The sequence below is a fragment of the Paenibacillus sp. LK1 genome, from assembly GCF_002750415.1.
Lineage (GTDB): Bacteria > Bacillota > Bacilli > Paenibacillales > Paenibacillaceae > Paenibacillus > Paenibacillus taichungensis.
Genome location: NZ_PEII01000002.1, coordinates 378,737 through 404,947, shown reverse-complemented (window position 1 = coordinate 404,947; position 26,211 = coordinate 378,737). Strand labels below are relative to the sequence as shown.

At 45.2% G+C, this 26,211-nt stretch carries 18 protein-coding genes; 16 read left to right on the top strand and 2 right to left on the bottom strand.

Annotated elements, in window-relative coordinates:
* The first annotated feature begins 47 nt into the window (after positions 1 to 47).
* Together vanG and CS562_RS05520 are read left to right on the top strand one after the other, a co-directional pair.
* Positions 48 to 1,100, top strand: a complete 1,053-nt coding sequence (gene vanG, locus CS562_RS05525) for a D-alanine--D-serine ligase VanG (protein WP_099854217.1) — start codon at positions 48 to 50, stop codon at positions 1,098 to 1,100.
* A 119-nt stretch (positions 1,101 to 1,219) separates the two neighbouring features.
* Positions 1,220 to 1,375: an alpha/beta hydrolase gene (locus CS562_RS05520; RefSeq protein WP_099854216.1), complete on the top strand. Its 156-nt coding sequence runs from the start codon at positions 1,220 to 1,222 to the stop codon at positions 1,373 to 1,375.
* Between the two features lie 137 nt (positions 1,376 to 1,512).
* Here the strand turns inward: CS562_RS05520 and metE are convergent, their stop codons facing one another.
* Positions 1,513 to 3,804: a 5-methyltetrahydropteroyltriglutamate--homocysteine S-methyltransferase gene (metE, locus tag CS562_RS05515; protein ID WP_099854215.1), complete on the bottom strand. Its 2,292-nt coding sequence runs from the start codon at positions 3,802 to 3,804 to the stop codon at positions 1,513 to 1,515.
* A 197-nt stretch (positions 3,805 to 4,001) separates the two neighbouring features.
* Between metE and CS562_RS05510 the strand changes: the two genes are divergently transcribed.
* From CS562_RS05510 to CS562_RS05460, 11 genes are all read left to right on the top strand, one after another.
* Positions 4,002 to 4,997, top strand: a complete 996-nt coding sequence (locus CS562_RS05510; protein ID WP_099854214.1) for an MBL fold metallo-hydrolase — start codon at positions 4,002 to 4,004, stop codon at positions 4,995 to 4,997.
* A gap of 208 nt (positions 4,998 to 5,205) precedes the next feature.
* Positions 5,206 to 6,084 (top strand): AraC family transcriptional regulator, encoded by an 879-nt coding sequence (locus tag CS562_RS05505; RefSeq protein ID WP_099854213.1) that lies wholly within the window; start codon positions 5,206 to 5,208, stop codon positions 6,082 to 6,084.
* Positions 6,085 to 6,169: 85 nt separating this feature from the next.
* Positions 6,170 to 7,444 (top strand): ABC transporter substrate-binding protein, encoded by a 1,275-nt coding sequence (locus tag CS562_RS05500; protein WP_257219384.1) that lies wholly within the window; start codon positions 6,170 to 6,172, stop codon positions 7,442 to 7,444.
* A 52-nt stretch (positions 7,445 to 7,496) separates the two neighbouring features.
* Positions 7,497 to 8,387, top strand: coding sequence for a carbohydrate ABC transporter permease (locus tag CS562_RS05495; RefSeq protein ID WP_076288490.1), 891 nt, complete (start codon positions 7,497 to 7,499; stop codon positions 8,385 to 8,387).
* A 15-nt stretch (positions 8,388 to 8,402) separates the two neighbouring features.
* Positions 8,403 to 9,284 (top strand): carbohydrate ABC transporter permease, encoded by an 882-nt coding sequence (locus CS562_RS05490; protein WP_064638483.1) that lies wholly within the window; start codon positions 8,403 to 8,405, stop codon positions 9,282 to 9,284.
* Positions 9,285 to 9,480: 196 nt separating this feature from the next.
* Entirely contained in the window at positions 9,481 to 10,233 is a 753-nt protein-coding gene (locus tag CS562_RS05485) for a response regulator transcription factor (protein WP_246318150.1), read from the top strand.
* The gene (locus CS562_RS05480; RefSeq protein ID WP_099854211.1) at positions 10,202 to 11,854 is read left to right on the top strand and encodes a sensor histidine kinase; all 1,653 of its coding nucleotides are present in this window, start codon (positions 10,202 to 10,204) and stop codon (positions 11,852 to 11,854) included. Before CS562_RS05485 ends, CS562_RS05480 begins: the two co-directional genes overlap by 32 nt.
* 219 nt (positions 11,855 to 12,073) lie before the next feature.
* Positions 12,074 to 13,711 carry an extracellular solute-binding protein gene (locus tag CS562_RS05475; protein ID WP_099854210.1) on the top strand — a complete coding sequence of 546 codons (1,638 nt, stop codon included), beginning with the start codon at positions 12,074 to 12,076 and terminating at the stop codon, positions 13,709 to 13,711.
* 103 nt (positions 13,712 to 13,814) lie between these two features.
* On the top strand, positions 13,815 to 14,765 hold the full coding sequence (locus CS562_RS05470) for an ABC transporter permease (RefSeq protein WP_217504772.1): 951 nt from the start codon (positions 13,815 to 13,817) through the stop codon (positions 14,763 to 14,765).
* Between the two features lie 10 nt (positions 14,766 to 14,775).
* Positions 14,776 to 15,663 (top strand): carbohydrate ABC transporter permease, encoded by an 888-nt coding sequence (locus CS562_RS05465; RefSeq protein ID WP_099854208.1) that lies wholly within the window; start codon positions 14,776 to 14,778, stop codon positions 15,661 to 15,663.
* A gap of 164 nt (positions 15,664 to 15,827) precedes the next feature.
* Positions 15,828 to 16,976 (top strand): glycoside hydrolase family 76 protein, encoded by a 1,149-nt coding sequence (locus CS562_RS05460; RefSeq protein WP_099854205.1) that lies wholly within the window; start codon positions 15,828 to 15,830, stop codon positions 16,974 to 16,976.
* Between the two features lie 216 nt (positions 16,977 to 17,192).
* On the opposite strand, the gene CS562_RS05455 is transcribed toward CS562_RS05460, so the two are convergent.
* Complete coding sequence (locus CS562_RS05455; RefSeq protein ID WP_099854202.1) at positions 17,193 to 19,247, bottom strand: GxGYxYP domain-containing protein; 2,055 nt, start codon at positions 19,245 to 19,247, stop codon at positions 17,193 to 17,195.
* A 306-nt stretch (positions 19,248 to 19,553) separates the two neighbouring features.
* On the opposite strand from CS562_RS05455, the gene CS562_RS05450 reads away from it, so the two are divergent.
* The 3 genes from CS562_RS05450 (at position 19,554) to CS562_RS05440 (ending at position 26,205) form a co-directional block, all read left to right on the top strand.
* Positions 19,554 to 20,702: a GntR family transcriptional regulator gene (locus CS562_RS05450; RefSeq protein ID WP_076288496.1), complete on the top strand. Its 1,149-nt coding sequence runs from the start codon at positions 19,554 to 19,556 to the stop codon at positions 20,700 to 20,702.
* A 168-nt stretch (positions 20,703 to 20,870) separates the two neighbouring features.
* Positions 20,871 to 23,075: a hypothetical protein gene (locus CS562_RS05445; RefSeq protein ID WP_099854200.1), complete on the top strand. Its 2,205-nt coding sequence runs from the start codon at positions 20,871 to 20,873 to the stop codon at positions 23,073 to 23,075.
* 46 nt (positions 23,076 to 23,121) lie between these two features.
* Complete coding sequence (locus CS562_RS05440; RefSeq protein ID WP_099854198.1) at positions 23,122 to 26,205, top strand: alpha-mannosidase; 3,084 nt, start codon at positions 23,122 to 23,124, stop codon at positions 26,203 to 26,205.
* Positions 26,206 to 26,211: the final 6 nt, after the last annotated feature.

Sequence of the window (26,211 nt, the reverse complement as noted above, 5' to 3'; positions counted from 1 at the left end):
AGCAATAAGGATGATTTAGACATATCACATTTTAGGAGGATTTTACGATGCAGAAGAAGTCGATTGCGGTATTGTTTGGCGGATGTTCAGGTGAGTATAACGTATCTTTGAGCTCAGCCGCTTCAGTGATTGAAAATTTGGATACCGAAAAATATAATCTTGTATTAATTGGAATTACACAGCAAGGCTCTTGGCTCCGATATAGTGGAACGGTTGAGGATATTCGCAATGATCGGTGGCATTTGCATCCGAGTTGTATCCCATCCTTTTTCTCGCCGAGTAGAGAAGTCAGAGGACTCATTGAGCTTGTGCATACGGAATATCATGTAACACCGATTGATGTTGTGTTTCCAGTACTTCACGGCAAATACGGTGAGGATGGAACTCTACAAGGATTATTGGAACTGTCGGGTATACCGTTTGTTGGATGTGGCATGTTATCCTCTGCGTTATGTATGGACAAGGAACTGGCTCATAAACTGGTGCAGGCAGCAGGCATAGATACGCCGTGTTCCCTTACAATACATAGGAGTGAACGGATGGAAGAAGTGTTATCAGAAGCAGAAGCACTGGGCTTCCCACTCTTTGTTAAGCCGGCTAGATCAGGATCGTCATTAGGCATATCGAAGGTGAACAATAGGCAAGAGTTGATTACCGGAATTGAACACGCCTTCATACACGACAGCAAAGTAGTCATTGAGCAAAATATTAACGGTTTTGAAGTGGGTTGTGCTGTATTGGGCAATTCTGATCCCATCATCGGTATGATTGATGAGATTGAACTACAGGGGCACTTTTTTGACTTCTCGGAAAAGTACTCCTTGATCAGTTCGAAGATTCACTTGCCAGCCCGCATTGATGAAGACACTGCAACGAAGGTTAAGGAGAGCGCTCTGACTATTTATAAAACGCTTGGATGCAGAGGTTTTGCCCGAGTAGATATGTTCCTGACCGCTGATGGAAGAATTGTGTTCAATGAAGTCAACACGATACCTGGTTTCACATCGAATTCCCGCTATCCCAACATGCTCCAAGCTAGTGGCATGACTTATGCAAATATTCTTAACCAGCTCATCGAGCTCGCCATTGATGAGAACTGAGAGCGTGGCTTAACTCGATGAGGAAAATCAAAAAAAGATCGGATTCAACAGCGGGGGAAAGACATCGACGGTTTACAGTGTAGTGAAGAGTAGAATGATTGTTATGATCCCTTTTATGGATGAAAAGCCATGTGAAAGAACTTGGGATTAGAGAAGATCAGCTCATGGTAGGCGGAGAAAGCGCTGGAGGAGGACTTACCGCCACACTTACTCTTTACGCCAGGGATAAAGGAAAAGTGAACATTGCATTTTCAAATGCCGCCAGCATCCTATGATCGATGACAGAATCCGCTAAGGTCAATAATGCCCCCATTTGGAACTCTGCTTATAATGATATTAAAAGGCGGACATTCCATAACATAGGAATGTCCGCCTTTTATAAAAGAATTTTTGAATTATTTATCTATTCAACTTAAACCGTTGTTGCAACGTGCTTTTCACGAGCAATCTTGGTTGCATCAACCATGTTGCGCAAGGAAGCAACGGTTTCTTCGAGTCCACGAGTTTTGAGACCGCAATCCGGATTAATCCAGAACAATTTAGGGTCCAATACACGCAAGGCGCGTTCAATCATGCTCGTCATTTCATCCACACTTGGAACACGTGGGCTATGGATATCGTATACGCCAAGTCCAATGCCCAGTTTATAAGTGTTCAACTCAAAGCTGTGAATCAGTTCACCGTGACTGCGGGATGTCTCGATCGAAATAACATCGGCATCCATCGCTTCGATGGAATCGATCATGTCATGGAATTCGCAATAGCACATATGTGTGTGAATTTGAGTCGTGTCTTGAACCGTGCAAGTGGAAATACGGAAAGCTTTGACAGCCCAAGCCAGATAATCGGCTTGCTCGTTTTCCTTCAACGGCAGTCCTTCGCGAACCGCAGGCTCGTCGACCTGGATCATGCCAATACCTGCTTGCTCCAACGCTTCGACTTCTTGTCTCAGTGCATACGCCAATTGATATGCGATATGCTCGCGCGGGATGTCTTCACGCACAAATGACCAGTTCATGATAGTGATCGGTCCAGTAAGCATACCTTTTACAGGACGTTGTGTCTGGGACTGTGCATATTTGGTTTCTTCAACGGTCATTTCTCCAGTAAATGCAACGTCTCCGAAAATAATTGGTGGTTTGACGCAACGGGAACCGTATGATTGTACCCAGCCAAATTGTGTGAAGGCAAACCCAGCAAGTTTTTCGCCAAAGAACTCTACCATGTCGGTACGCTCAAACTCACCATGTACGAGAACATCGATCTCGATCTCTTCCTGAATTTTGATCCAGATATCAATCTGATCCCGGATGAACGCAGCATACTGCTCATTGTTCAACTCACCCTTACGCCACAATTGACGTGCTTTACGCACTTCTGCGGATTGTGGGAAGCTGCCGATAGTCGTTGTCGGGAAAAGTGGCAATTTCCATTTGTCTTGCTGCGCGATATGACGCTCGGCAAACGGTCGGGAACGTTCCGGCTGTTGAACGCTGAGTGTTGCCACGGCTTCTTGAACAGCAACACGATTGCGCTCTTCGGATTGCTGGAGAGCCTGGATCGTACGATCGGAATTTTCAATTTCAGCGATGATTTCAGCGTTTCTTGAAGACAATGCTTTCGTCAACAGAACGATCTCGTCCAACTTTTCATCTGCAAATGCCAGAGCATTTTTCAGTTCGGATGTGAGTTTAGTTTCACGCTCTGTCGTTACCGGAACATGAAGCAAGCTGCATGAGGATTGCACGATTAAACGTTCAGGTGTTACGAGTTCAGCCAGTTCATCCAACAGCTTCAGTTTTCCTGGCAAAGAGGCTTTCCAGATCCCGCGGCCGTCAATAACCCCAACACCCAAAACTTTATCCGCTGGGAAACCTGATGCTTTAATGGATTGAATGTTACCGGTAGCGCCGTGAACAAAATCAAGTCCGATACCTTGAACCGGTAGGGCAACAATGTTGCTATAGTTCTCTACGGATTCAAAGTAGGTTTGCAGCATAATGTTCAGACCTGGTACAGCAGCTGCAAATGTCTCATAAATTTTGTTCAGCAGCTCTAGGTCAGCGTCACTTGTTTTGGTAACGAGGATTGGCTCGTCAATCTGTACCCACTGAACTCCTTCATTTGCAAGCTCTTTAAGCACTTGTACATAGAGCGGAAGCAAGCGGTCCAGCCAAACGTTTGTTTCGGACTTATCGTATCCTTTGGATAGTTTCAGGAAGGTTAACGGTCCAACAAGAACCGGTTTGCCTTCAATACCGAGCTTCTCTTTAGCTTCGCGATAAGCAATAAGTGGTTTATTTTCCGTGAGGGCAGGGGAAGCACCGTCCAGTTCAGGTACGATATAGTGATAGTTCGTGTTAAACCATTTTGTCATTTCACTTGCTGCTGCATCTTTTGTTCCCCGAGCAATTCCGTAATAGACGGACAAAGGTACAGCGCCACCGTCATATGCAAACCGTTTTGGAACAATGCCGAACATAACGGCAGTATCCAGAATGTGATCATAGTAACTGAAGTCATTAACAGGAATAAAATCGATACCTTTTTCTTGCTGCTTGCGCAGGTGATCTAACCGAATCTCCTGCAATTTTGCTTGAAAATCTGTTTCTTCGAGCTTACCTGACCAGAATGCCTCCAAGGCTTTCTTCCATTCCCGATCCGCACCAATTCGTGGATATCCCAATACACTGCTTTTTGCCATGACGTAAAACTCCTCTACAATATGTTACCAAAAAGTTATCACATATCCGGAGTTATAATGTAATTCCATTAAGTTATATCTAGCTATAGCCTATGGCTATACCCGCAGGGTCGAGAACACCGCTGTTGGATTCAAACTGGGTTAATCGATCGTTTTAGTATATAATGACGTTTGATTCAGGAAGGGAGAGGTATTCGATGATACGTGGAATAGAGGCATTCACAGGTTCAAGGCATTTCCGATTGAATGAGGTTGCTGAGGGTGTATTTGCTGCGATTGCAGTTCCCGGTACAGGTTCATTGGGCAATGCCACAATCGTTGATTTAGGCGATGCAACGCTAGTTGTGGACACATTCACGACGGTGCAGGCAGCAGAGGATTTGCAGATAGCGGCTGAGTACCTCACGGGAAGAAAGGCTTCTTATGTAATCAACACACATTGGCATAGTGACCACACATGTGGCAATCAAGTATTTGTCCCTGCAGCTCAGATTATTTCCACATCGATTACTCGCGAAATTATGGATACTTTTGTTAGGAACAGAATAACGCAGCAGTTGGCAAAACCAGAAGCGATATATGATGCTATAGACGAACTCGATGAAAAAATACAACGAGAGACAAACGAAAAGTTAAGGCAGGAAATGCAATGGGATAATGCCAGTGATCGTGAATATATGAAGATGCTCCCCGATCTAGTATATTCATTACCGAACTTAACTTTTGATCAGCACATGACTATTCACGGCAGTAAGCGCAGTGTTGAACTTATTACTTTTGGCGGAGGTCATACCCAGAGCGATGCCCTGGTCTTTATTCCGAAAGACAGAATTGCCATAATGGGGGATCTGGTGTTATCTAAACATCATCCGGTTCTCATGTATGCCAATCCTCAGCAATGGATGGATATTTTGAACAAAGTCGAACAGCTGGATATAGAAATCATCGTACCGGGGCATGGAGAAGTGTGCTCATTAAATGCATTGCATGAAGTCAAAGCCTACATAACGGATCTATTGGAAATCGTGACCGACGCTGCTCAAAGAAACGAAAACTTGGACGAAATCACTGTACCATCAGCCTATCAGGACTGGTTCTTTACTACGTATTTCAAGTCCAATGTGCAAAGCATCTATGAATGGATCGAGAAAAGTGGTAAAAGTAGAACCGATCAAAGGCAGCCAAACGATTGAATGTCATGCTCGTTCAACATTTCTATTTATCTCGGAGAATTCGTAAAGTTGATAGACTCATAATAGGGGCTTCTTAACAAATGTTGAGAAGCTTTTTTGTTTGTCCGACCGTTTTTTTTAAGCTCGATTAGAAGGGACAGCTATACTTGATGCATAATAATGATAACTAGATCATGATTGAACTGGAAAATGTGGAAAGGGTGATTCAATGGCTGTACCTACTTTTCTTGAAACAGGTCATATGACAGAGGGTCTTCCAATCCGGGTGATTCATACCGAGAATCAGTTTAATTTTGCCGCCCACTGGCATGAAGAGGTGGAAATGGTAGTGGTGGATGGAATGAACGGAAGAATAGGCGTGAACAACCATGTGTATGAGCTGAAACAAGGAGATGTGTTGCTTATCAAACCAGGGGATGTTCACTGTTTCTTGCCGGGAACCAATCATCTTACCATTATCCAGTTTCGATTGGAGTTGCTGACGGGAAGTTTCATAACGGATAACGAAGCACAGAATCTACGAGAGCTTTTCAATAAAACGGTGGTCATTCCGTCAAACATCAGTAACGAAAAAAATCTGGGGAAGTATATAGATGCTTTAGCGAATGAAGAGAAGGATCAACAGGCAGGGTATCGCTGGTTAATGGTTGCCAGATTATATGACCTTATTGTTCATATGCTGCGCACAAATGCACCGATTACAGATAAATTAACTTCAGGATGGCCATGTTCCTCTTCCAAAAAATTTGAATTTCTTGAATCGGTCTGTGAATACCTGGAAGAGCACTATGCAGAACCCATTAAACTCGATCAGGTCGCGGAGCACATTAAATTCAGCAAGTTTCACGTATGTAAACTGTTTAAAGAGATCAAAGGAATCACTTTGATGGAATACCTGAACCATTTTCGTATCATCAAATCGGAATGGGCATTATTGTTTCGTGAAGAATCCATTCTGGATATTGCCATTGGTCATGGGTTCAACAATGTGAACTCATATAACCGTCTTTTTAAAAAATATAATGACTGCACTCCTTCTGAATTTCGTAAGAAGCACCGTACAAATATCACAACATATGAAGGATAATTCACAATATTTGAAGAGAAAGCCTTCTCCAAAATCCATATACTCTAATAAATTGTAAGCGTTTCCTTTTTGAAGGAGGGGGCCCATGAAGAAGTTTAAGCTTAAATATATCTCCATGATTGCACTCGTAAGCGCAGTGATAATGGTGTCTGGCTGCCAACCAAGTGGAGCCAACCAGTCCAAGCAGGAGGAGATCACCGTCTGGAGTTTTACGGATGAAGCAGGTTATGCGATTGAGAAATTCGAGGAGAAATATCCGGACATTAAAGTGAACTTTGTCAATATTCCGGGCAATTTCTACATCACCAAGCTTAAGTCTGCACTACAGACAACGTCCAAGGCTCCGGATGTGTTTATGATCGAGAATGCAAATATAAGAGAGCTGATTGATGTGCCGTACTTGGAGAATTTATCTGAGGCACCGTATAACGCCAATGAACTAATTACAGAGCAATATGCTTTTGTGCAAGCTAATGAGAAGGATAGCGAAGGAAATGTTAGAGCGATCGGTTATCAGGGAACGCCTGGAGGCATTTATTATCGGAGAGATCTGGCGAAAGAATATCTAGGAACGGACGATCCGGAGAAGGTAGCGCCGCAAATTGATACATGGGAGAAGATATTCGAGATTGGAGAGAGGGTAGAGCAGAAAAGTGGAAATAAAGTTCATGCCCTTGCCAACTGGAATGCAATATCTAATTCATATGATGGTATCCCATGGGTTAAGGATGGGAAGTTAGTCATCGATCCCACCTATATGAAGGTGCTTGACCTTGTTCGTGAAGCACGTCAGCGGCATGTGCTTGCAGAGTTGGATGATGGTAGTGCCGGATATGCGGCTTCAATGCAAAAAGGTCAGGTGATGTTCTATCCAGGAGCAACCTGGGCCTTGCAATACACCTTTAAGGCGAACGCTCCGGATACCGAAGGATTGTGGGGTCTCGCGCCGGGGCCATCCGCTTTTAGTGCCGGAGGAACTTATATTGCGATGTATAGCAAAAGTGAAAAAAAGGATATAGCCTGGAAGTTTATTGAGTTTTATAACTTTGATCATGATTTTCTGTCTGGGCTTGCGACGGAACAGGACTATTTTACAAGCAATATGGTCGTGAATGATCAGCTTGCAGGCTCCGTATCTTCAGCGTATTTGGGCGGGCAGAAGCATTTTGAGTTTTTCTCGGAAGCAGCGAAGCAGGTTCCTGTATATGAGCGAACCAAATATGACTCAATCATTAACAATGATATCTTCAAAAATGTACTCCAGTTGTATCTCAATAACGACATTCAGACCAAAGAAGAAGCCGTAAAACGAATCAATCGTGATGTCAAATTGAGATTTCCGGAGCTGGAAGTGGATTAGCTTAGAAGTAAGCAAATGCCTTTTAATCATCCGATGACTGGGGGTACAAAACATGTTTGCCAAGTCAATCCGCAAAGACCATTACGGATACTATTTCATTGCTCCGTTTTTCATTCTTTTCGCCATTTTTGGACTATACCCTATTCTGTATTCTCTCTATATCAGCTTCACCAACTTTGATGGGATTACCACGCCGGACTTCGTCGGAATGGGTAACTATATTGCGGTTCTGCAAGATCCTTTGTTCTACAAGACGTTATTTAATACCCTTTTTATCTGGGGTGTCTCTGTAGTCCCACAACTAACCGTTTCGCTTGTACTCGCCTTTATTCTCAACGACAAGTTGCTTAAGGGAAGAGATATTTTCAGAGCGGTTTATTTCTTTCCCAATATCGTTACGGCAGCATCATTGGGTCTACTTGTGAGTCTGATCTTTGATTGGCAATCCGGCGGTTTGAATCATTTTCTGGTTCAAGTTGGACTCATCGATGATCCGATTAACTGGAAAAATGATCCTTGGTTTATGCGACTGATTGTTTCATCCATTCTGTTCTTTCAATACTTTGGTTACTCCATGGTCATCTATCTGGCAGGGCTTCAGGGTATTGATCCGTCACTGCAGGAAGCTGCTCAAATGGATGGGGCGAAAAAGAAACATATTTTCATTCATATCATCGTTCCAATGCTGCGTCCAATCATTCTGTTTCAGATGATCACATCCATTATTGGGGGCATTCAGATTTTCGATCAGCCGTTTACATTGACGAATGGAACGGGTGGTCCGGATCGTGCAGCCATGACGAGTATTATGTATCTGTATAATGTGGCATTCCAAAGTACACGTTTTGGTTATGGAGCGGCCATTGCATTCTGTCTGTTCATCATCATTATCCTGCTATCGGTCGTATCCTTCATGATGACGAAGCGCAAGAGCCGTGCATAGGGAGGGGGAAATGAAATGCCAACCGTCAAACCAGTCGAACAACAAAAAGTTACTCTACAGCAATACGATACTGTGAGGCGTCTGACACTGGGCAAAGTCATTATTTATCTGTGTTTGATTAGCCTAGCCGTGCTCTGTATCATTCCATTTTATCTCATGCTCATCTATTCCACGCATAATAATGCGACGATTGCATCGACATTTACGTTTCTGCCCGGCCCCTTCTTGCTGGATAATTATACGAACATGGCTTCCAAAATCAATATCTGGCGCGGGTTTGCCAACAGCTTTTTCATTGCCGGAACGTCTACGGTGTTATCCTTGTATATTGGTTCCCTAACGGCATATGGCTTCGCCAAGTTCAAATTCAAAGGACGCAACTGGCTATTCCTGTTCTTGCTTGCAACCATGATGGTGCCTGGGCAGCTCGCACTGATCGGGATGTATCGTCTGTTCAGTACGTTAGGTTTGCTGGACAGCTATGCAGCGATCATTTTACCGGCAGCGGCGAATGCATTTAATGTATTTTTTATCAAACAATTTATGGAGAGCAGCATTCCAGACGAGATTATTGAATCTGCACGTGTAGATGGTGCAGGGGAGTTTCGCACGTTCAATCAGATTGTGTTGCCCATTCTGGGCCCAGCCATATCGGCGCTTGGCATATTCACCTTTATCGGTTCGTGGAATAATTTTCTCACGCCGCTGGTCCTGTTTTTCTCGCTGGATAAATATCCGCTTCCGGTACTCGTTGCACTGGTACAAGGATATTATGGAATGGATTACGGACTGTTATATTTGGGTGTTGCGATCTCGATCTTGCCTATTATCATTGTTTTTGCGATATTCTCCAGACAAATTATAGGCAGTGTTGCCTTGGGTGCGGTTAAAGGATAACATGTGTACGGAACTAGTCGCCTTCTTGGCGGCTTTTTTGTTGTTTACAAGTTATGCCTATTGCAAAAGTGGCGGAATACCATTTTGAAAGCCTTTCCAAAAATCTATGATATACTACGATATGACTGGCATACCATGGAAAAAAGATATTCCACTTATCGTTTTCTTCACTTTCACTTGTAAAGGAGATGTCATGATGTTTAATGTTCTTGTTGTTGACGATGAGAGCGTTCAAAGAGAAGGCATTAAGGATTTGATCTCTCACTACGGCTTTCCCTTTCAAGTATTGGAAGCTGAGAACGGGATGAGCGCAGAGCGAATTCTGGTTCAGAACGCGATTGATATCCTTATCACCGACGTCAAAATGCCGCTTATGGACGGACTGGAGCTTAGCAAACAAGCCAGGAAAACGCAGCAGAACATAAAGATTGTCATCTGCAGCGGTTATGATGAATTCGAATATGCCCGCAGTGCGATTCGGCTAGGTGTAGTTAATTATTTGCTCAAGCCACTGGTCAGGGAAGAGTTCTTACAGGTGATGGAAGATATTACGCATATCCGTGCTTATGGCGGAGGTCCCGAACCGGAATCAGTGGAATCGAAGGTCATTCAACAGGTGAAGGATTATGTGAAGGATAACCATCAGAGAGATATTTCATTGTCCGAGGCAGCCCACGATGTTTATCTATCTCCAGGGTATTTGAGCATTTTGTTTAAAAAAGAGACCGGGGAAAACTTCTCGAAATATTTGACCGATTACCGTTTGCGGCGTGCAAGCCATCTGCTGGCTCATTCGAATATGAAAATCAATGATATTGCAGGGGCCGTTGGCATAGACAATCATTCTTATTTTGCCAAGCTGTTCAGAAACAGATTCGGTGTCAGTCCGTTACAGTTCAGAGAGTGCGGGGTGCTTCATGATCGGATGGATCAAGAGCAAATTCAATGATATCAAGTTCCGAAACAAGCTGCTGCTGTCGCATTTGGTGATCGCACTCATTCCGATTCTTCTGCTGGGGTTGCTCTCCTTCATTCAATCTTACCGAATTCAAATCAAGGAGTTGCGGAGTGAAGCAGAAGCGAGTCTGGAACAGGTGTCTAACATTATGGATTATAAGATTAATCGGTACAACACGTTAAGTGAGTTCATGGTGCTGAATAGGGATTTATCGCAAATATTTACGAAAGACTACGAAGAAAATTATTATAATATGTACCTGGATTTCCGGGATATCCTGGAGCCGTTGATCTCGAACATCCGGCTGATGGATGATGATATTGAAGACATTACCTTTTATACATCCGGGGAGTTATTGGGAATCCGCAATAATATTTTGCCAATTGGGGATCTCAAGAGCAAGTCCTGGTATGACGGATTTCGAGGCAGACGCTGGATTGTGGATGGGGAGAAGCTTTATCTCGTTCAGGAATTGATCAGCAATCCGAAAGACAGCAATTTTATGGTGATCTCCATTCAGCATGATAGCATCTTTGCAGACCTGGACAATCTGTCGGAACATGTAGCCGTTTATATTGAGGATGCGAAGCAGCATGTGATCTTTCAGGAAAACCATGAGCATGTTGCTGCGGTCGCAGGTTTGAAAGTTGAGGAGTCTGGTGATTTGAGTCTTAGCCGCTCACTCGCCAACAACGGCTGGACCATTCACTATAATCTGCTGAATACCAATGCGTACGCCAATGCAATGAGTATTTTTCAAATTACGCTGTTTGTCATCATCCTCAGCCTGATTATTACCTTCTTGCTCATTTATGTTATTTCTAATAACTTTACGCAAAGAATTATCCATATCAAGAACAAGGTGGACAAGGTTGAGCGGAACAATCTGGATGTGATTATCCGAAGTTCATCCAGGGATGAATTTGGTGAGCTGACCAACGGTATCGGTAAAATGCTGACAAGGATCAACAGCCTGATCTCCCAGGTGTATCACGCCGAAATTGCCAAGAAGGAAAGTGAATATAACAAGTTGATTAGTCAGATCAACCCTCACTTCCTGTATAATACACTTTCATTTATACGCTGGAGGGCCGAGAAAAGGGCGGATATAGAAACGAGTTATATGGTATCTGCATTAGCCCGTTTCTATAGGACAACACTTAACCAGGGGAAGAATATGGCCACCATTGCGGCTGAGGTGCAGCATATTAAGGCATATTTGGATTTGCAGCTCATCATGAACGATGGTCGATTTGATGTGGATTATCATATCGATGACGATGTACTACATACAGAGGTGATTCATTTTATTTTGCAGCCAATTGTGGAGAATGCCATCAAACATGGTTTTGTGGAGGCAGCTGCGTCCGATTGTCACATTCACATAGTGGTTAGCCGGGTGGAAGAGGGGATTAAATTAACCGTTCGTGATAACGGTGTTGGCATGACGCCTATACAGACAGCAGGTTTGTTAACAGGAGAGAACGGCGGGTGTGGTGTCCGAAACGTTAATGACCGAATCAAGCTGTATTATGGTGTGGATTACGGGCTTGTTATTCATAGTGAACCAGGCAACGGAACGGAAGTGTCAATCGTACTTCCTGCCACATGATTGCGTGTAATTATATTAAAAACATAGCGCTAGTACTGAAGCGGTTGCTGTTGCGACCGCTTATTTGTTACTGTTTATAAAATTTAAACACAGAGAAATAAAGTAAATTGGAGGTCATAAAAAAAGTGTTACATATCCGAAAAATGTGGCATATACGCCAATTTTGAAAACGCATACAATTTGGTTATCAAAAGCAAATCAGATAAAGGGGATGACAGGATGAAGAAGCGCACTAAGATGGCTACGCTGCTGATTGGAAGCATGATGTTGGCTGTAATCAGTGGCTGTACAGGGGGCAATAACGAGAGTGCACAACCGCAAATTTCACAACAGGACTATGAACCTTATGGTAAATATGAGACACCCGTGGAATTTACGATTGGCCGAAATACCAATCATGTGAACAATCTGCCTGCCGGCGATACTATTGAAAACAATCTGGCTACACGCTATGTAGAAGACCGGGTGAACGTCAAGGCCAAGGTAGCTTGGGAAACAGATGATATGGATCAGAAGCTATCACTCTCGATGACGACAGGTGACCTCCCGGATGTAATGCTTGTCAGCCGCGAAATATTTAATCAACTGGTGGATAACGATCTCATTGCCGACATGACAGAGGTTTACGAGAAGACAGCATCCGAGGGTGTTAAAAATATTTATGGTTCCTACGGAGATTTGCTACTGAATCAGGTAAAGGTGGACGGAAAAATCATGGGTCTGCCTATGACGAATATCGGAAACCAGCACCAATTGCTGTGGGTCCGGAAGGACTGGGTGGATAAAGTAGGCGCGAAGCTCCCGGAATCCGTTGAGGATGTATGGAATCTCGCAAGAACGTTTGTGGAGAAGGACGTTTCGGGAACAGGCAAGACGGTAGGCATGGTCATGGATTCCAATGCGATGAATTTTACGCCGATCTTTGCTGCACACGGTGCCTTTCCGATGAACTGGATTCAGAAAGACGGTCAGGTTGAATATGGATCTGTTCAACCCGAAGTGAAGCAAGCGCTGACAGAGCTGAGCGCCATGTATAAAGAAGGTTTGATTGATAAACAGTTTGCTGTCCGGTCGAACGAAGAGAAGGAAGCCCTAGTTATCAACGGACAGGCAGGAATGGTATTTAATCCATGGTGGATTGGCTACACCAACTACAAGGATTCCATTAAGCAAGATCCTGAAGCAGTCTGGGTTGCCGTATCCGCACCAGTAGATGAGAATGGCAAGTTCAAGACGATCCGGCAAGATCCGGTGGGCGGCGGCATCGTCGTTGTGAAGAAGGACTTTGCGCATCCTGAAGCGATCATGAAATCAGTTAATTTAACAACGGATTTTCTGTACTCCTTAACGGAAGACGCAATCAATTACAAGAAAGAGCATCCCGACGAGTTGCTGACCGATGCAAGCCGCTGGAACAATGATCCTACCCAGATTCCGATGCAAGTCGATTATGATGATGTACTCAAGCGTTATTACGATGATCTGATCAAAGCAGATGAGGCAGGTGATGCTTCTGCTGTTCAGGAAGACCGAGTCGTTTCTTTCAAGGCCTATCAGGCATTCAAAGAGAAAGGAAATGCGATTGATGCAAATACCTACGGTGAATACCTCTCCCGGATCGAAGGGCAGCGTGAGGCGAACAATCCGAACCTGGAAGTGATCCCCGCAGGCTTTTATGGAACAACTGAGACGATGAAGCTGAAGTGGGCGAATCTGCAGAAGCTAGAAGAGGAAACCATGCTCAAGATCATTATGGGGGAAGCGCCTGTAGATGAATTCGATAAGTTTGTCGACACTTGGAAACGTACGGGTGGCGATGAGATTACAGAAGAAGTTAACGAGATGAGTAAAAGATGACGATTGCGTGAGCTTAGGTGCGGAAGCCTGATCGTGGACTTTCGCACGGGCTTTCGCCGATAAATCCTGTCCAATTAGGCACATGATGGAGGTGGAAAGGACGATGGCTCAAATGGAAACAACCGTTAGTGAAGAGCGGGAAGTGCGTTACGGGAGGAAAAAGAAACGTAAAACTTTTGATGAAATGACCTATCATTTTATGCTGCTGCCTGGCATGATCATGCTGTTCATTTTCTCAATTGTACCGATGTTCGGGGTTGTGATGGCATTCCAAAAGTTCATTCCTGCCAAAGGAATATTCGGGTCCAAATGGGCAGGGCTATCCAATTTCACGTATATGTTTCAACTCCCGGACGCGAAGCAGATTTTCATTAATACATTGGTCATCGCAGTTGGAAAGATTGCTCTAGGGTTGATTGTACCTATCGTATTCGCTCTGCTGTTAAATGAGGTGCGTCTGAAGGTATTCAAGAGTACGATTCAAACCATCGTCTATTTGCCGCATTTTATGTCCTGGGTGGTTCTGGGCACGATGCTGACCATGATCTTTTCCTTCGATGGCATGGTGAACAACTTCCTTGAGTTTCTAGGCTTGGAGCGAATTATGTTCTTGGCGAGCAATGACTGGTTCAGGCCGCTGCTCATTGTGACGGACACGTGGAAGGAATTTGGCTACGGGACGATAGTCTATCTAGCTGCATTAACGGCAATTAATCCTGCATTGTACGAATCTGCCGCAATGGACGGCGCAAGTCGCTGGAAACAGACGCTGAATATCACGCTGCCGGGTATGTTCCCGACGATTATCCTGCTGGGTACGCTGAGTCTTGGTAATGTACTGAATGCGGGTTTTGATCAGGTGTTTAACCTGTATAATCCGCTGGTATATGAAACGGGCGATATTATTGATACTTTTGTGTACCGTATGGGTCTGATCAACATGCAATATTCATTTGCAACAGCGATTGGACTGATGAAATCGGTGATCAGCTTTGTTCTGATTGTGATTTCCTACAGACTGGCTTCGAGGTATGCGGGGTACAGAATTTTCTAGGAGGGTTAGCATGATTCAATCCAAATCGCTCGGCTCCAGGCTATCCCGCCTGTTGATTATGTTTGCGTTAATTCTGATTACGTTCATGTCCTTGGCGCCGATTGTCAATACCATTATGATGTCTGTCAGCAGTAGTACGGCTGTTAATGCAGGTCGGGTCTATTTTTTTCCAGTGGAGCTGAATTTCTCATCGTATGGCCAGATTCTGAATGATACGAAGTTTTGGAAGGCCTTTGTCATCTCGGTCGAGCGGGTGGTGCTTGGAGGAGCAATCAATATGTTTTTGACCATTCTCATGGCCTATCCGTTGTCACGAAGCGTCACACAATTCAGATCGAGAAACACATATATGTGGATTATTGTGTTTACAATGCTGTTCAGCGGCGGAATCGTACCCTGGTATATGGTCATCAGCAAGTTGGGGTTGATCAACAGCATTTGGGCGCTAGTTTTGCCGGGGGCAGTTCCTGTCTTTAATGTAATTCTCCTCATGAACTTCTTCAAGGGAATTCCAAAGGAACTGGAAGAGGCCGCATTCATTGACGGTGCCAGTCCGCTTAAAATTTTGCTCAAAATCTTCATCCCCATTTCCATGCCGAGTCTGGCAACCATCATGCTGTTTGTCATTGTCGGGCACTGGAACAATTTCTTTGACGGGATCATTCTGATTAACGACAGCTCCAAAATCCCGCTCCAGACCTATCTGCAGCAGCTCAGCCTCACACGGGATCAGATGCAGAATCTTTCAGTCGAACAGCTGCAGCAGTTCAATAAAATCTCCAATACAACGTTGAATTCTGCCAAAATTCTGGTATCCATGATTCCCATTCTGCTGATTTATCCTTTTCTGCAACGTTATCTAATCCACGGAATCGTACTCGGAGCCGTAAAAGAATAGTTCTGATTATCAGCATCATTAGCCGTCTGTCTGAGAAATGTGGAAGGGGGTGAAGGCACGCAACGTCGTCAGGTACAGGAATGTTCTGAGCTGGAGCAAGGGATTGACACAGCTTTACGAGTGAACTGTTAGTTAAACGTCGACTGGAGAAGGGAAGGGATCTGATGAACAAAAGGAAAATGGTGAGCCTCACGCTGGTACTCAGCATTATACTGGTTACCACCATGGGGGCAACAAGTGGTGGCAAGAATCGCTATGCCGATCAGGCGCAGTGGGCGCAAGAGAAGCTGCATGAATACTACTGGAATGATGTATCAAAAATGATGAATAATGCTTATCCATCAACACCAGAAGGTGAACAGGCCTTGAATTACTGGTGGAAGGCTCATGCGGTTGATGCATTGGTGGACGGATATGAACGTACAGGAGACAAAGCGTACACTGAACGTGCGGAAGAACTCGTTCGTAGTATCATTGCTCGCAACGGTTCACTTCACAATGAATTTTACGATGATATGGAATGGCTTGCTCTTGCTGGACTTCGTCTGTATGATGCAACAGGCAGCGAAGAGATGAAGGGATACGTATTGGATTTGTGGGATGATATCAAGACCGCCTGGTGGGAAGATGAGCTTGGCGGTATGGCTTGGAAAAAGGATCAGCGATATAACCGAAATGCATGCTCCAGTGGGCCTGCCGCCATCTTGGCTGCAAGGCTGTATGAACGTTTTGGCGATGAGCGGGATCTGGAATGGGCCAAAAAAATATATGATTGGGAGAAACAATATCTGGTAAATCCGCAAACGGGCCTGGTAGCGGATGGTTTGGTGCTGAAGGAGGATGGCACACTGGATGTGAATGAAGCATGGATATTCACGTACAATCAAGGCACGTTTATCGGAGCGGGTGTTGAACTCTACCGGATAACAGGGAAGAAGACGTATTTGAAAGATGCCGAGAAAACGGCAGCAGGTTCTCTGAAGACCTTAACGGATGAGAAGACGGGCATATTTAAAGAGGACGGCGACGGGGACGGTGCGTTGTTCAAAGGCATACTGATCCGCTACATGGTCGAGTTGTATGAAGTCGGGCATAACAAGAGCCTTAAAAAGGCGGTTTATCGCAATGCCGATGCCTTACTGAAAGGTAGCCGGGACAATGGATTATTCGGTCAAGCTTGGGGGAAAGCAGCCCAGAACCCACTCGACCTTACCGCTCAGCTAAGCGGCGTATTTCTGCTGGAAGGAGCGGCTAAACTGGAAGCAGGCAAAGCGGATAAACCAGGTAAACCGGATAAACCAGTGAAGAAGTAGGCATTTGAGTGGATGATAGGTTAATAGGATAGTTATGATTAGAGGTCAGCGCCTGCATGATTTTTTCCAAAAGAAAGATCATGCGGTGCTGTTATGTTCCGGTGTCACTGTTAAACGGTAGATCAGCGGTGAGGTTTCATTCGAAAAAAGCATCGTACCCAATTACTCAGGGTACGATGCTTTTATGCGTCTGCAGATTCATTGTAAGTATGGTTATTACTTGCTAGGGGGTAAGTGGTAGCTTTCTCGGATTAAGGAGAAATAGTCATCAGCACGGACAACCTTGAATTCTGTTCCGAGTTCTTCGGTGATTGCCAGTGCATCGGATGGAGTCGTGCTCCATGCAAGCAATCCAAGGGAAACGAACAATGGGGACTTACCATCCCAATTCGCTTTCGCTTCATTCAGCACTTGTAATCCGTCCTGCACCGTACTTATTCCACGAATTGTGGATACGGGTAGGCTATCGTTAACGATTTCCACACCATAGTTGTCTTCATAGCTGATGAATAAGCCGGGCGCATGATAATCCTGTGCATAAGCCTTGGCTTTAAAAGGCGTGAGAGGTACATTCTCGCTGTCTATACGATTCAACACATAAGGAATGGTCATGCCGGTCTTTTTCATATATTTTTCGGTTTGCTGCAAAAATTGCCGGAAGCTTGAGTCGGGCCATGCCTCTGGATAGAAGTATCCTGCACCGGACGGTCCTGCGATCAGCAGGTCATTTGGGGTCGCAGTGTTTACATAATAATTCAATATTGCTGGTGCACCTTCGTAGAGAAGCGGACTTGAAGTCCAGTTAATCGGAACCTTACCTCTGGCCGGATCATCCCACATCACACGCATGCGATGCTGGTTATACTGAAAATTATCGCCTTCCGTAAAGGTATACGTTACATAGATTTTGTTCTCCAGCGCAGGTCGCGGAGATTTTTTCACCGGGGTGAGATTCGGTTTTGTCCCCGAGAAAACAGTCAGGTTGCTGAACCAATCGGCTGCGAGAACATAGACGCCATATCGAGATGCGATCTCAACGGAGCTGAACTCACCTTCGACATCATTGCTAAACCAGCCAAGGTAGGGAGTTCCGGGTTTTACATCAGACATGATCTTCTCGAAGAGTGCTTTTTGCTCAGGTATATTGGAATCCAGCCAGAATACCATCGCTTTATTAGCGACTGCATAATCCCTTAAATATGCATAAGGCTCCCGTTGCTCAGCGGAGAGAGGGCGGATATTACCCGCGGATACTTTATACTGATTCCACATGTCCACTTCAGCCGTCAGGTTCTGAGTACCTACAGGTGGACTGAATTCATACACAAAATAATTGCCATTATCGGCGAAACGGTGGCCGCCTTCTCCTTCAGCAACCTTGGAATTTTGTCTATCATACAGGAATTGTTCTTCTTCCGGTGTTCCTGCAATGAAGTTAGCGATCTCTTTTCCATCCGCCTTGACCGTAACCTCATGTACAGCCGGTCCCCAGCCATCTTGAGTAAAGGCGTCATCAAATCGGAGATATACTGAAGATTTTCCCAAGAGTGTAGAAAGATCCAGGGAATACGTATTACGGTTGCTTGCATCTCGAATCTGTTGTTTTTCCTCCGTTATCGTAACAAAGGATTCAGGCATCCCGGAAGGGATGCGAATCGCTGTATCCGGATCAAGTCCAATTAACATTTGGTGGTTCGTTTTCTTCCACAGATTCTCATATTGCCAGGTATAGGCATCTATCCTACTATTGAATTTACCCCGCAGGTCATCCACAATCTTCAATTTGTAAGGGGCTTTGGACAATTTGACTGCTAACTCGGGACTGGCAACCACAGCATTTTTCAATCCTGCGAGCGTGGTTGCTACGTTGATTGTATCAGGTACTTGGGGATCATATACAACCATGCCTTTGACTTCGTTGCGATAAGCAGAGAACACTTCCCAATAATCCTGATGAAGCGTGTAAGGTACATTGATGTCCTTAAGCCAGGTCAATTTACCTTCTTCCTGGGACTCAATCAGATAGATTCGGGGTTGTTCTCTGTTAACGATTCCCTGTAATGTTCCCAGCAACAATTTGATGTCACCTGGCGCATCATAGATGTCGGCTGCATCCAAATGTTTAGGCTTTTTGAAACTTGGCAGTTCACGGTGTTTGGACCCATCAGGTTTGGCAGTCTGCACATCCGTTTTCGAAGCTGAAGCAGCGCCGGCGGTTAATGAAAAAGCGCATATGAGAGCTAAACAGAGCATCGTGAATCTACGAGCCATGGCGAATTCACTCCTTGTTATAGTCAAGAATTAGAGCTGTGCCTTCGTAATACCCACCCTCCTTTTTTGGTCAAAAGCCAATCCACACATCTCTATCCAACACATATTAAATATATTCATATATAATTTTACAAGGGGTTCGACAAAACTTCCCATTATTCCTGGAAATCAGGCATTTTAAATGCGATGATATCAAGGAGATGTTCTTTTTAACTGCAGATAAGCTCAGCTTGTTTATTGCACTTGCAGGTGAAAGGATATATTATATATCTCAAATATTATGAATGAATTGGTGATGTGATCAAAATGAGTACAAATGATCGAATTCCACTGTATCAACAAATCCAGGACTATATCAGACATGTCATAACTCAAGAAAATATGAAACCCGGTGATCGCATACCGACAGAGAAGGAACTGATGGATCAGTTTCAGGTCAGTAAAATTACAGTTGCCAATGCCTTGACCGGATTAGCAAATGAAAAGTTAATTGCCCGTGTGCCGGGGAAAGGCAGTTTTGTAGCTGAAGAAGCGGATAGTGCTTCTATGACCTCAACGCAAGCGAACACAATGAAAGGTAGAGAGGGGACACTGTCTACAGGAATGATTGGCATCATTGTGCCCTCCATCCATGATTATTTTGCCATCCGGCTCGTTGAGGGAATTGAGCAAGCCTTGCGTGACGAAGGATATCGCAGCATGATCATGTTTACGCATGGCAAGGTGGATAAAGAGAAGGATGTCATCAAGGAAATGAAGGCGCTTGGGGCAGAAGGTCTATTAATCTTTCCTGTGGATGAAGAGAACTACAATGAGGAGATCCTCGGCATGAAGCTCTCGGGTTTTCCTTTTGTACTGATGGACCGTTATTTGCCAGGGGTCGAGACACATTATATTGCGGCAGATGGCAGACGGGGCACAAGGCTAGCTGTGGAGCATCTATGGGAGCTGGGGCACCGGGATATCGCTATTTGCTCGGATTCTCCCCTTCAGACAGTTACGGTTCAGGAGCGGATTGAAGGTTATATTGAGGCTTTAAAAGGCAAAGGCGCGTTAATCAATCCCGCTCATATGATCACGGATTTCCAACCGCTAACTGAACTTAAGGAAGCGGAGGCCCACCCTTTGTATCGATATATCCAAAACCGGATGGTCACAGCCTATGTTTCGCTTAACGGCAGGTTAGGTGTGCAAATCTATCAAATGGCCAAACAAGCCGGGCTTCGAGTGCCTGAAGATGTATCGATTGTAAGCTTCGATGATCCCACCTCAATCGTGGAGGAATTCAGTATATTTACCCATGTTAAGCAATTTGAGCGGGATATGGGGTATCGGGCGGCTGCTAAATTACTTGAAGTATTACGTGGTCATGGGGAAGCGAAAAGTTATAGCAAAATGCTGATTGAACCCGAACTGGTCGTACGTCAAACCACCGGAACGGTTCCTCAAGCTTAATTTTCACAAGAAAAGAAAACCTTTTCCGGAGAGAAGCGGAGAAGGTTTTTTTTATGTTTGTATAAAAAACATATTGAATATATTCATATCATATATTATAGTCTAGAAAATGATGGATAGTCATACATTGCAACCCAAATCAAATACGAGCTTGGGGAGGTTAAGAAAATGGCACGAGATCGAAAGGAAGAGCGTACCGGATTTCAAGAATCTGCTGCTTACCATCCGGATTATGATCTGCAGACTGACTTTGTGATGGTTTACGGGATTGATGAGTCGATGCAGGAACGCATTCTGAAGTGGAAAGAAAAAGGATATGTGGTTCATTTGATGACTGGAGTTGCTTGGGGGACCTATAACAGCTATCTGGATGGCGAGGTCGATGGGGCAGTACATTGGGATGAAGCTCAAATGGACCGGGAAGGCAACATGATTCTTCATGGGAGCGAACCAGTTATTCCATACATGGTGCCTACCATTTCCTTTGGTCATTACATAGCGGATCGAATACGTATTGCCGTTGACGCCGGTGTGGAAGCCATCCATCTGGAGGAACCTGAATTCTGGGTAAATGGAGGCTATTCGGAAGCTTTTAAACGGGAATGGCAGTTGTATTACAAAGAGCCTTGGATTCCGCCACACGCTTCACCTGATGCACAATTTCGAGCTTCCAAATTAAAGGCATATTTATATACACGTGTCCTGGACCGATTATGTGCCGAGATGAAGGACTACGCGTTAAAACGTTATGATCGTGTTCTTCGCTTTTATGTTCCGACCCATAGTCTGATTAATTACACACAGTGGCGTATTGTCAGTCCACAATCTCAACTCTTAGAGCTGCCCTCCATCGATGGGTATATTGCACAGATCTGGACCGGGACATCCCGAACCCCCAATGTGTATGAAGGGTTGCGTAAGGAACGTACGTTTGAAACCGCTTACCTCGAATACGGCGTCATGCAGGAACTGGTTCGTGGGACCGACAGACGAATGTGGTTCCTGCATGATCCGATCGAAGATAACCCAAATTACACCTGGGCTGATTACCGCCAGAACTATTTAAAAACGGTGGTTGCCTCACTGCTGCATCCCGGGGTCGCTCATTATGAAGTCGCGCCTTGGCCTCGACGCATCTTTCAAGGCACTTATCCATCCGAGGATGGCACTGGTAAGGAGCAAATTCCGTCAGACTATGCCACAACTTTGCTTCAGGTCATGCACACCCTTGGTAACATGAATCAGGATGTGATTGAAACAGCAGAGGAGCCATTACAAGTTGGCGTTTTTATTGCAGACTCAGCGATGTTTCAACGAATGAAGCCAGACCCTAATGCACCTCATGCCGGTAAATATGATGGAACAGATCCTGAAGGATTTCAGGAGGATGGCGATACAGAACTGCTAGATTTCTCTCCTTTTTACGGTCTGACACTGCCGTTATTAAAACATGGTATTCCTGTCCGTCCACTTCAACTGGATAATGTAAGGCGGTATCCGGGTTACTTGGCAACTTATCGTGTACTCATACTGAGCTATGAATTTATCAAACCGGAATATCCGGACATTCATTATGCCCTTGCACAGTGGGTACAGGATGGTGGAGCGTTAATCTATGTAGGCGATGACAGCGACCCGTATCACGAAATTCGTGCGTGGTGGAATCATGACCGCAAGCAAGGGCAGTCAGATCAGTCGTATAACTCCCCTCGATCACATTTGTTTGAACAGCTAGGTCTAAAAGATAAGAGGCAAGGTGTCAATAAGGTAGGAAAAGGGGTAGTTTGCTGGTTGAAAGAACATCCGACTGACTTCACTTTATCCAAGGCAGGGGCTGATCGGCTACGCCATTCTGTCAAAGAAACAATGGAAGCTGTCCACGGACCAGAACTACAGTGGGAATCGAAGCCTTATTTCAAAATTAGACGAGGTCCCTATCTAATCGTATCGGTTCTCGATGAATCGGTCAGCGAAGAGGCAGTAGTCATTCCAGGACCAATTGTGGATTTGTTTGATTCAAAGCTCTCAGTGCTGAGTCAGTTGACCCTAAATCCGGGAGAGCAAGCCTTGCTCTATGATATTGAAGCGGGTCGTCCAACGGCTGGAGAAGTATCCGTCATTGCTGCTTCTTCCCGAATAGAAGGTCTATCCCAGTCGAACACAGGTTTTCGATTCATTGCAAGAGGACCTGCCAACATGAAGGCAACGGCAAGGTTGTACTGCAAGGGTAAACCATTATCTGCCGAGTATGTGGTTCGAGAGCAGATGGCCCCAGTGGTATGGGAATGGGACCCGGATTCAAAGACAGTGCTTCTTCAGTACGAACATGGCAACGAGAACAATGCAGAGGTTCATGTCCGCTGGACTTCCTGAATTCACAATACAACCTGATTGATGTAACAGAGAGGAGTATACTAGCATGCCCTACGAACCGATAAGGCCAGAACGGTTAAAACAGATGTTAAACAAACTTCGGGAAGCCATATATGAGCCGATTGCCGAATTGGAAGTGACGGCTTGGGTTACACCAGAGCCCGTACCTTACGAGGAACGGATGACCGGCACGAAAGTGAGACTCAAGCAAGGAGAACAATGGGGGGAGTTATGGGACTGTGCCTGGTTCCGTTTTGCAGGTAATCTTCCGGCAGTCACAGGTAACCAAACGACGGTCCTCTTGCTGGATGTCAATGGAGAGCTGTGTCTGGTTGACCATGAAGGATCACCTATCCAAGGATTGACGACGATTAACTCCGAATTTGATTTTTCATTAGGTCTCCCTGGCAAACGAGTCGTGCAGCTCAATGAGACGTCTGTGAATGGCCAGGAAGTTGAAGTGTGGGCAGATGCAGGCAATAACGATCTGTTCGGCAAGTATCGGGGAGGAACATTGAAAGAAGCACTCATCGCCTTCTGCAGGGGAGATATTCGGGATCTCTATTACGATACCGAGGTGCTCTTGGAGACCGCAGAGCAGCTCCATGAAGGTTCCGCCCGGAAGGAAAGAATCTATCAGACGCTCTATGATATTTCAGTACAGTTGATCGATTTCTCGAAAGAGAATGTCGAGCAAGCGAAAAAACGACTAAATGAACAGCTAACCCTGCAGGGAGGCGATCCGGTCTTAACTCTTAGCGCTGTGGGTCATGCTCATATAGATTTGGCCTGGTTATGGCCGATCCGTGAAACGATCCGTAAAGGAGCTAGAACGTTCTCAACCGTGCTTCGCATGATGGAGCGTTATCCCGATTATGTGTTCGGAGCGAGCCAACCGCAGCTGTACGATTGGATCAAGCAGCATTATCCCAAGCTGTTTGAGCAGATCAAGGAACGTGTACGTGAAGGCAGATGGGAACCGCAAGGCGCCATGTGGGTAGAATCGGATACCAATGTGCCTGGTGGTGAATCACTCGTACGCCAGATATTGTATGGCAAGCGTTATTTTCAGCAGGAATTTGGCCTGGAAATGAAATCGCTCTGGATGCCTGATGTATTCGGCTACTCGGCAAGTTTGCCCCAGATATTAAAGAAATCCGGTGTGGATTACATGATGACCCAGAAGCTCTCCTGGAGTGAGTATAACCGGCATCCTCATCATTCCTTTCTGTGGGAGGGAATTGATGGTTCAGCTGTATTAACACATATGCCGCCAGAGGATACTTACAACAGTCCTGCAGCTCCGCGTTCGATCATCAAAGCCGAACAGGGGTATCTGGATAAAAATGTATCAAGCCATGCGCTAATGCTCTTTGGTATAGGAGACGGAGGCGGAGGGCCTGGCGAAGAGCATTTGGAGCGGCTGACACGGGAGAAAAACCTGCTTGGCTTGTCCCCAGTTATACAGGAACCTTCTTGGAAATTTTTCGAACGACTTAATGAAGAACGTGAACGGTTCCAGACATGGCGCGGTGAGCTTTACCTGGAGAAGCATCAAGGAACACTGACTAGTCAGGCGCGAAGCAAGCGGTATAACCGGAAGATGGAGAAAGCACTGCGCGAATTGGAGTTCGCCTCAGTACTTGTGGCTTCACAGCTAGGCAAGTCTTATCCGTCCGAGTCACTGGAAACGATATGGAAGGAAGTCCTCCTGTATCAGTTCCATGATATCCTTCCCGGCTCTTCCATCAAGCGTGTGTACGATGAGTCACTCATACGATATAAAGAACTTTTAGATCAGACAGAAAATATGATCAACGAAACCTACAGCCATATGGCAGACCAGATCCTTTCAAATATCGAATCCTCATCCAGCTCCTCCGTGGTGATATTCAATTCATTGCCTTGGGAGCGTCAGGAATGGATTCACACGAATGGAAGCTGGCGCAAGGTTCAGGTTCCATCCATGGGATACGCAGTGGTATCAGATCATGTGGACCAGGGCGCTATAGATGAGATCGCATCATGTGCCCAGTTAGTTCCGGGAATACAAGAGTCGGAATTTCACGTTTCCGCTGAAGAACGCTGTGTGGAGAACGACACATTCATCGTGAAGTTTGATCGGAACGGAGCCATTATCTCCATCCGGGACAAGGCTGAAGCGCGTGAAGTCATTCCGCAAGGTCATCCCGGAAATGCACTTCGTGTGTATCACGATGAAGGAGATGCTTGGGATTTCAGTCATGACTATTCCACACATACAGGTATGCCATTAACGCTTCATGACATTCGCGAGCTTCGTGAGGGTCCAAAAGTCGGGCTGGTCTTCGAGTATAACTATGGAGAATCCACTCTGATCCAGACCGTGGTTCTGACAGAAGGCAGCAGACGGATTGATTTCGAGACTACCGTGAATTGGAGAGAGAACGGGAAAATGCTTCGAACTTCATTCCCGGTGAATATCCGTACAGATCAGGTTCACTGTGAGATCCAATTTGGCAGTTTGACCAGACCAACTCATCGGAATACCATGTGGGACTTCGCCAAGGATGAGATATGTGCTCATCAGTGGATTGATTTATCGGAGCCGGATTATGGAGTCGCATTGCTTAATGATTGTAAATATGGTCATAGAACCATCGATAATGTGCTTGGTCTGAATTTGCTGCGCAGCAGCTCGTATCCTGATCCGGAAGCGGATCGAGCGGAGCATACGTTCACCTACTCGTTATATCCGCATCAAGGCAACCATGTTCAGGCTGAGATCTATCGAAGAGGTAATGAACTGAACATTCCGCTTCGTACAGATTCCTTATCATCTGTATCTGGTAAGCAGAATGGTAAGCTCCCATATTCGAAAACATTTCTTCAGCCGGATCATCCGCACATCATGGTGGAATCCGTCAAAAAAGCCGAGGATGGAGACGACATCATCGTCCGTCTATATGAAACTTCGGGAACACATGTCACCACGGCATTACATCTTGGATTCCATATAGCAGAAGCCTGGACGACTGATCTTATGGAAAATATCATTTCACCCGTTTCATTTGAAGGAGCATCCGAGATGGCTTTATCCTTCACGCCATTTGAAATCATCACGTTACGATTGAAGTTAGGACAGTTATAGCTGGGA

Bases quoted from the DNA above. Each gene is read 5' to 3' on its own strand.
- vanG (WP_099854217.1), top strand. From the start codon at position 48: ATGCAGAAGAAGTCGATTGCGGTATTGTTTGGCGGATGTTCAGGTGAG.
- CS562_RS05520 (WP_099854216.1), top strand. From the start codon at position 1,220: ATGAAAAGCCATGTGAAAGAACTTGGGATTAGAGAAGATCAGCTCATG.
- metE (WP_099854215.1), bottom strand. From the start codon at position 3,804: ATGGCAAAAAGCAGTGTATTGGGATATCCACGAATTGGTGCGGATCGG.
- CS562_RS05510 (WP_099854214.1), top strand. From the start codon at position 4,002: ATGATACGTGGAATAGAGGCATTCACAGGTTCAAGGCATTTCCGATTG.
- CS562_RS05505 (WP_099854213.1), top strand. From the start codon at position 5,206: ATGGCTGTACCTACTTTTCTTGAAACAGGTCATATGACAGAGGGTCTT.
- CS562_RS05500 (WP_257219384.1), top strand. From the start codon at position 6,170: ATGAAGAAGTTTAAGCTTAAATATATCTCCATGATTGCACTCGTAAGC.
- CS562_RS05495 (WP_076288490.1), top strand. From the start codon at position 7,497: ATGTTTGCCAAGTCAATCCGCAAAGACCATTACGGATACTATTTCATT.
- CS562_RS05490 (WP_064638483.1), top strand. From the start codon at position 8,403: ATGCCAACCGTCAAACCAGTCGAACAACAAAAAGTTACTCTACAGCAA.
- CS562_RS05485 (WP_246318150.1), top strand. From the start codon at position 9,481: ATGTTTAATGTTCTTGTTGTTGACGATGAGAGCGTTCAAAGAGAAGGC.
- CS562_RS05480 (WP_099854211.1), top strand. From the start codon at position 10,202: ATGATCGGATGGATCAAGAGCAAATTCAATGATATCAAGTTCCGAAAC.
- CS562_RS05475 (WP_099854210.1), top strand. From the start codon at position 12,074: ATGAAGAAGCGCACTAAGATGGCTACGCTGCTGATTGGAAGCATGATG.
- CS562_RS05470 (WP_217504772.1), top strand. From the start codon at position 13,815: ATGGCTCAAATGGAAACAACCGTTAGTGAAGAGCGGGAAGTGCGTTAC.
- CS562_RS05465 (WP_099854208.1), top strand. From the start codon at position 14,776: ATGATTCAATCCAAATCGCTCGGCTCCAGGCTATCCCGCCTGTTGATT.
- CS562_RS05460 (WP_099854205.1), top strand. From the start codon at position 15,828: ATGAACAAAAGGAAAATGGTGAGCCTCACGCTGGTACTCAGCATTATA.
- CS562_RS05455 (WP_099854202.1), bottom strand. From the start codon at position 19,247: ATGGCTCGTAGATTCACGATGCTCTGTTTAGCTCTCATATGCGCTTTT.
- CS562_RS05450 (WP_076288496.1), top strand. From the start codon at position 19,554: ATGAGTACAAATGATCGAATTCCACTGTATCAACAAATCCAGGACTAT.
- CS562_RS05445 (WP_099854200.1), top strand. From the start codon at position 20,871: ATGGCACGAGATCGAAAGGAAGAGCGTACCGGATTTCAAGAATCTGCT.
- CS562_RS05440 (WP_099854198.1), top strand. From the start codon at position 23,122: ATGCCCTACGAACCGATAAGGCCAGAACGGTTAAAACAGATGTTAAAC.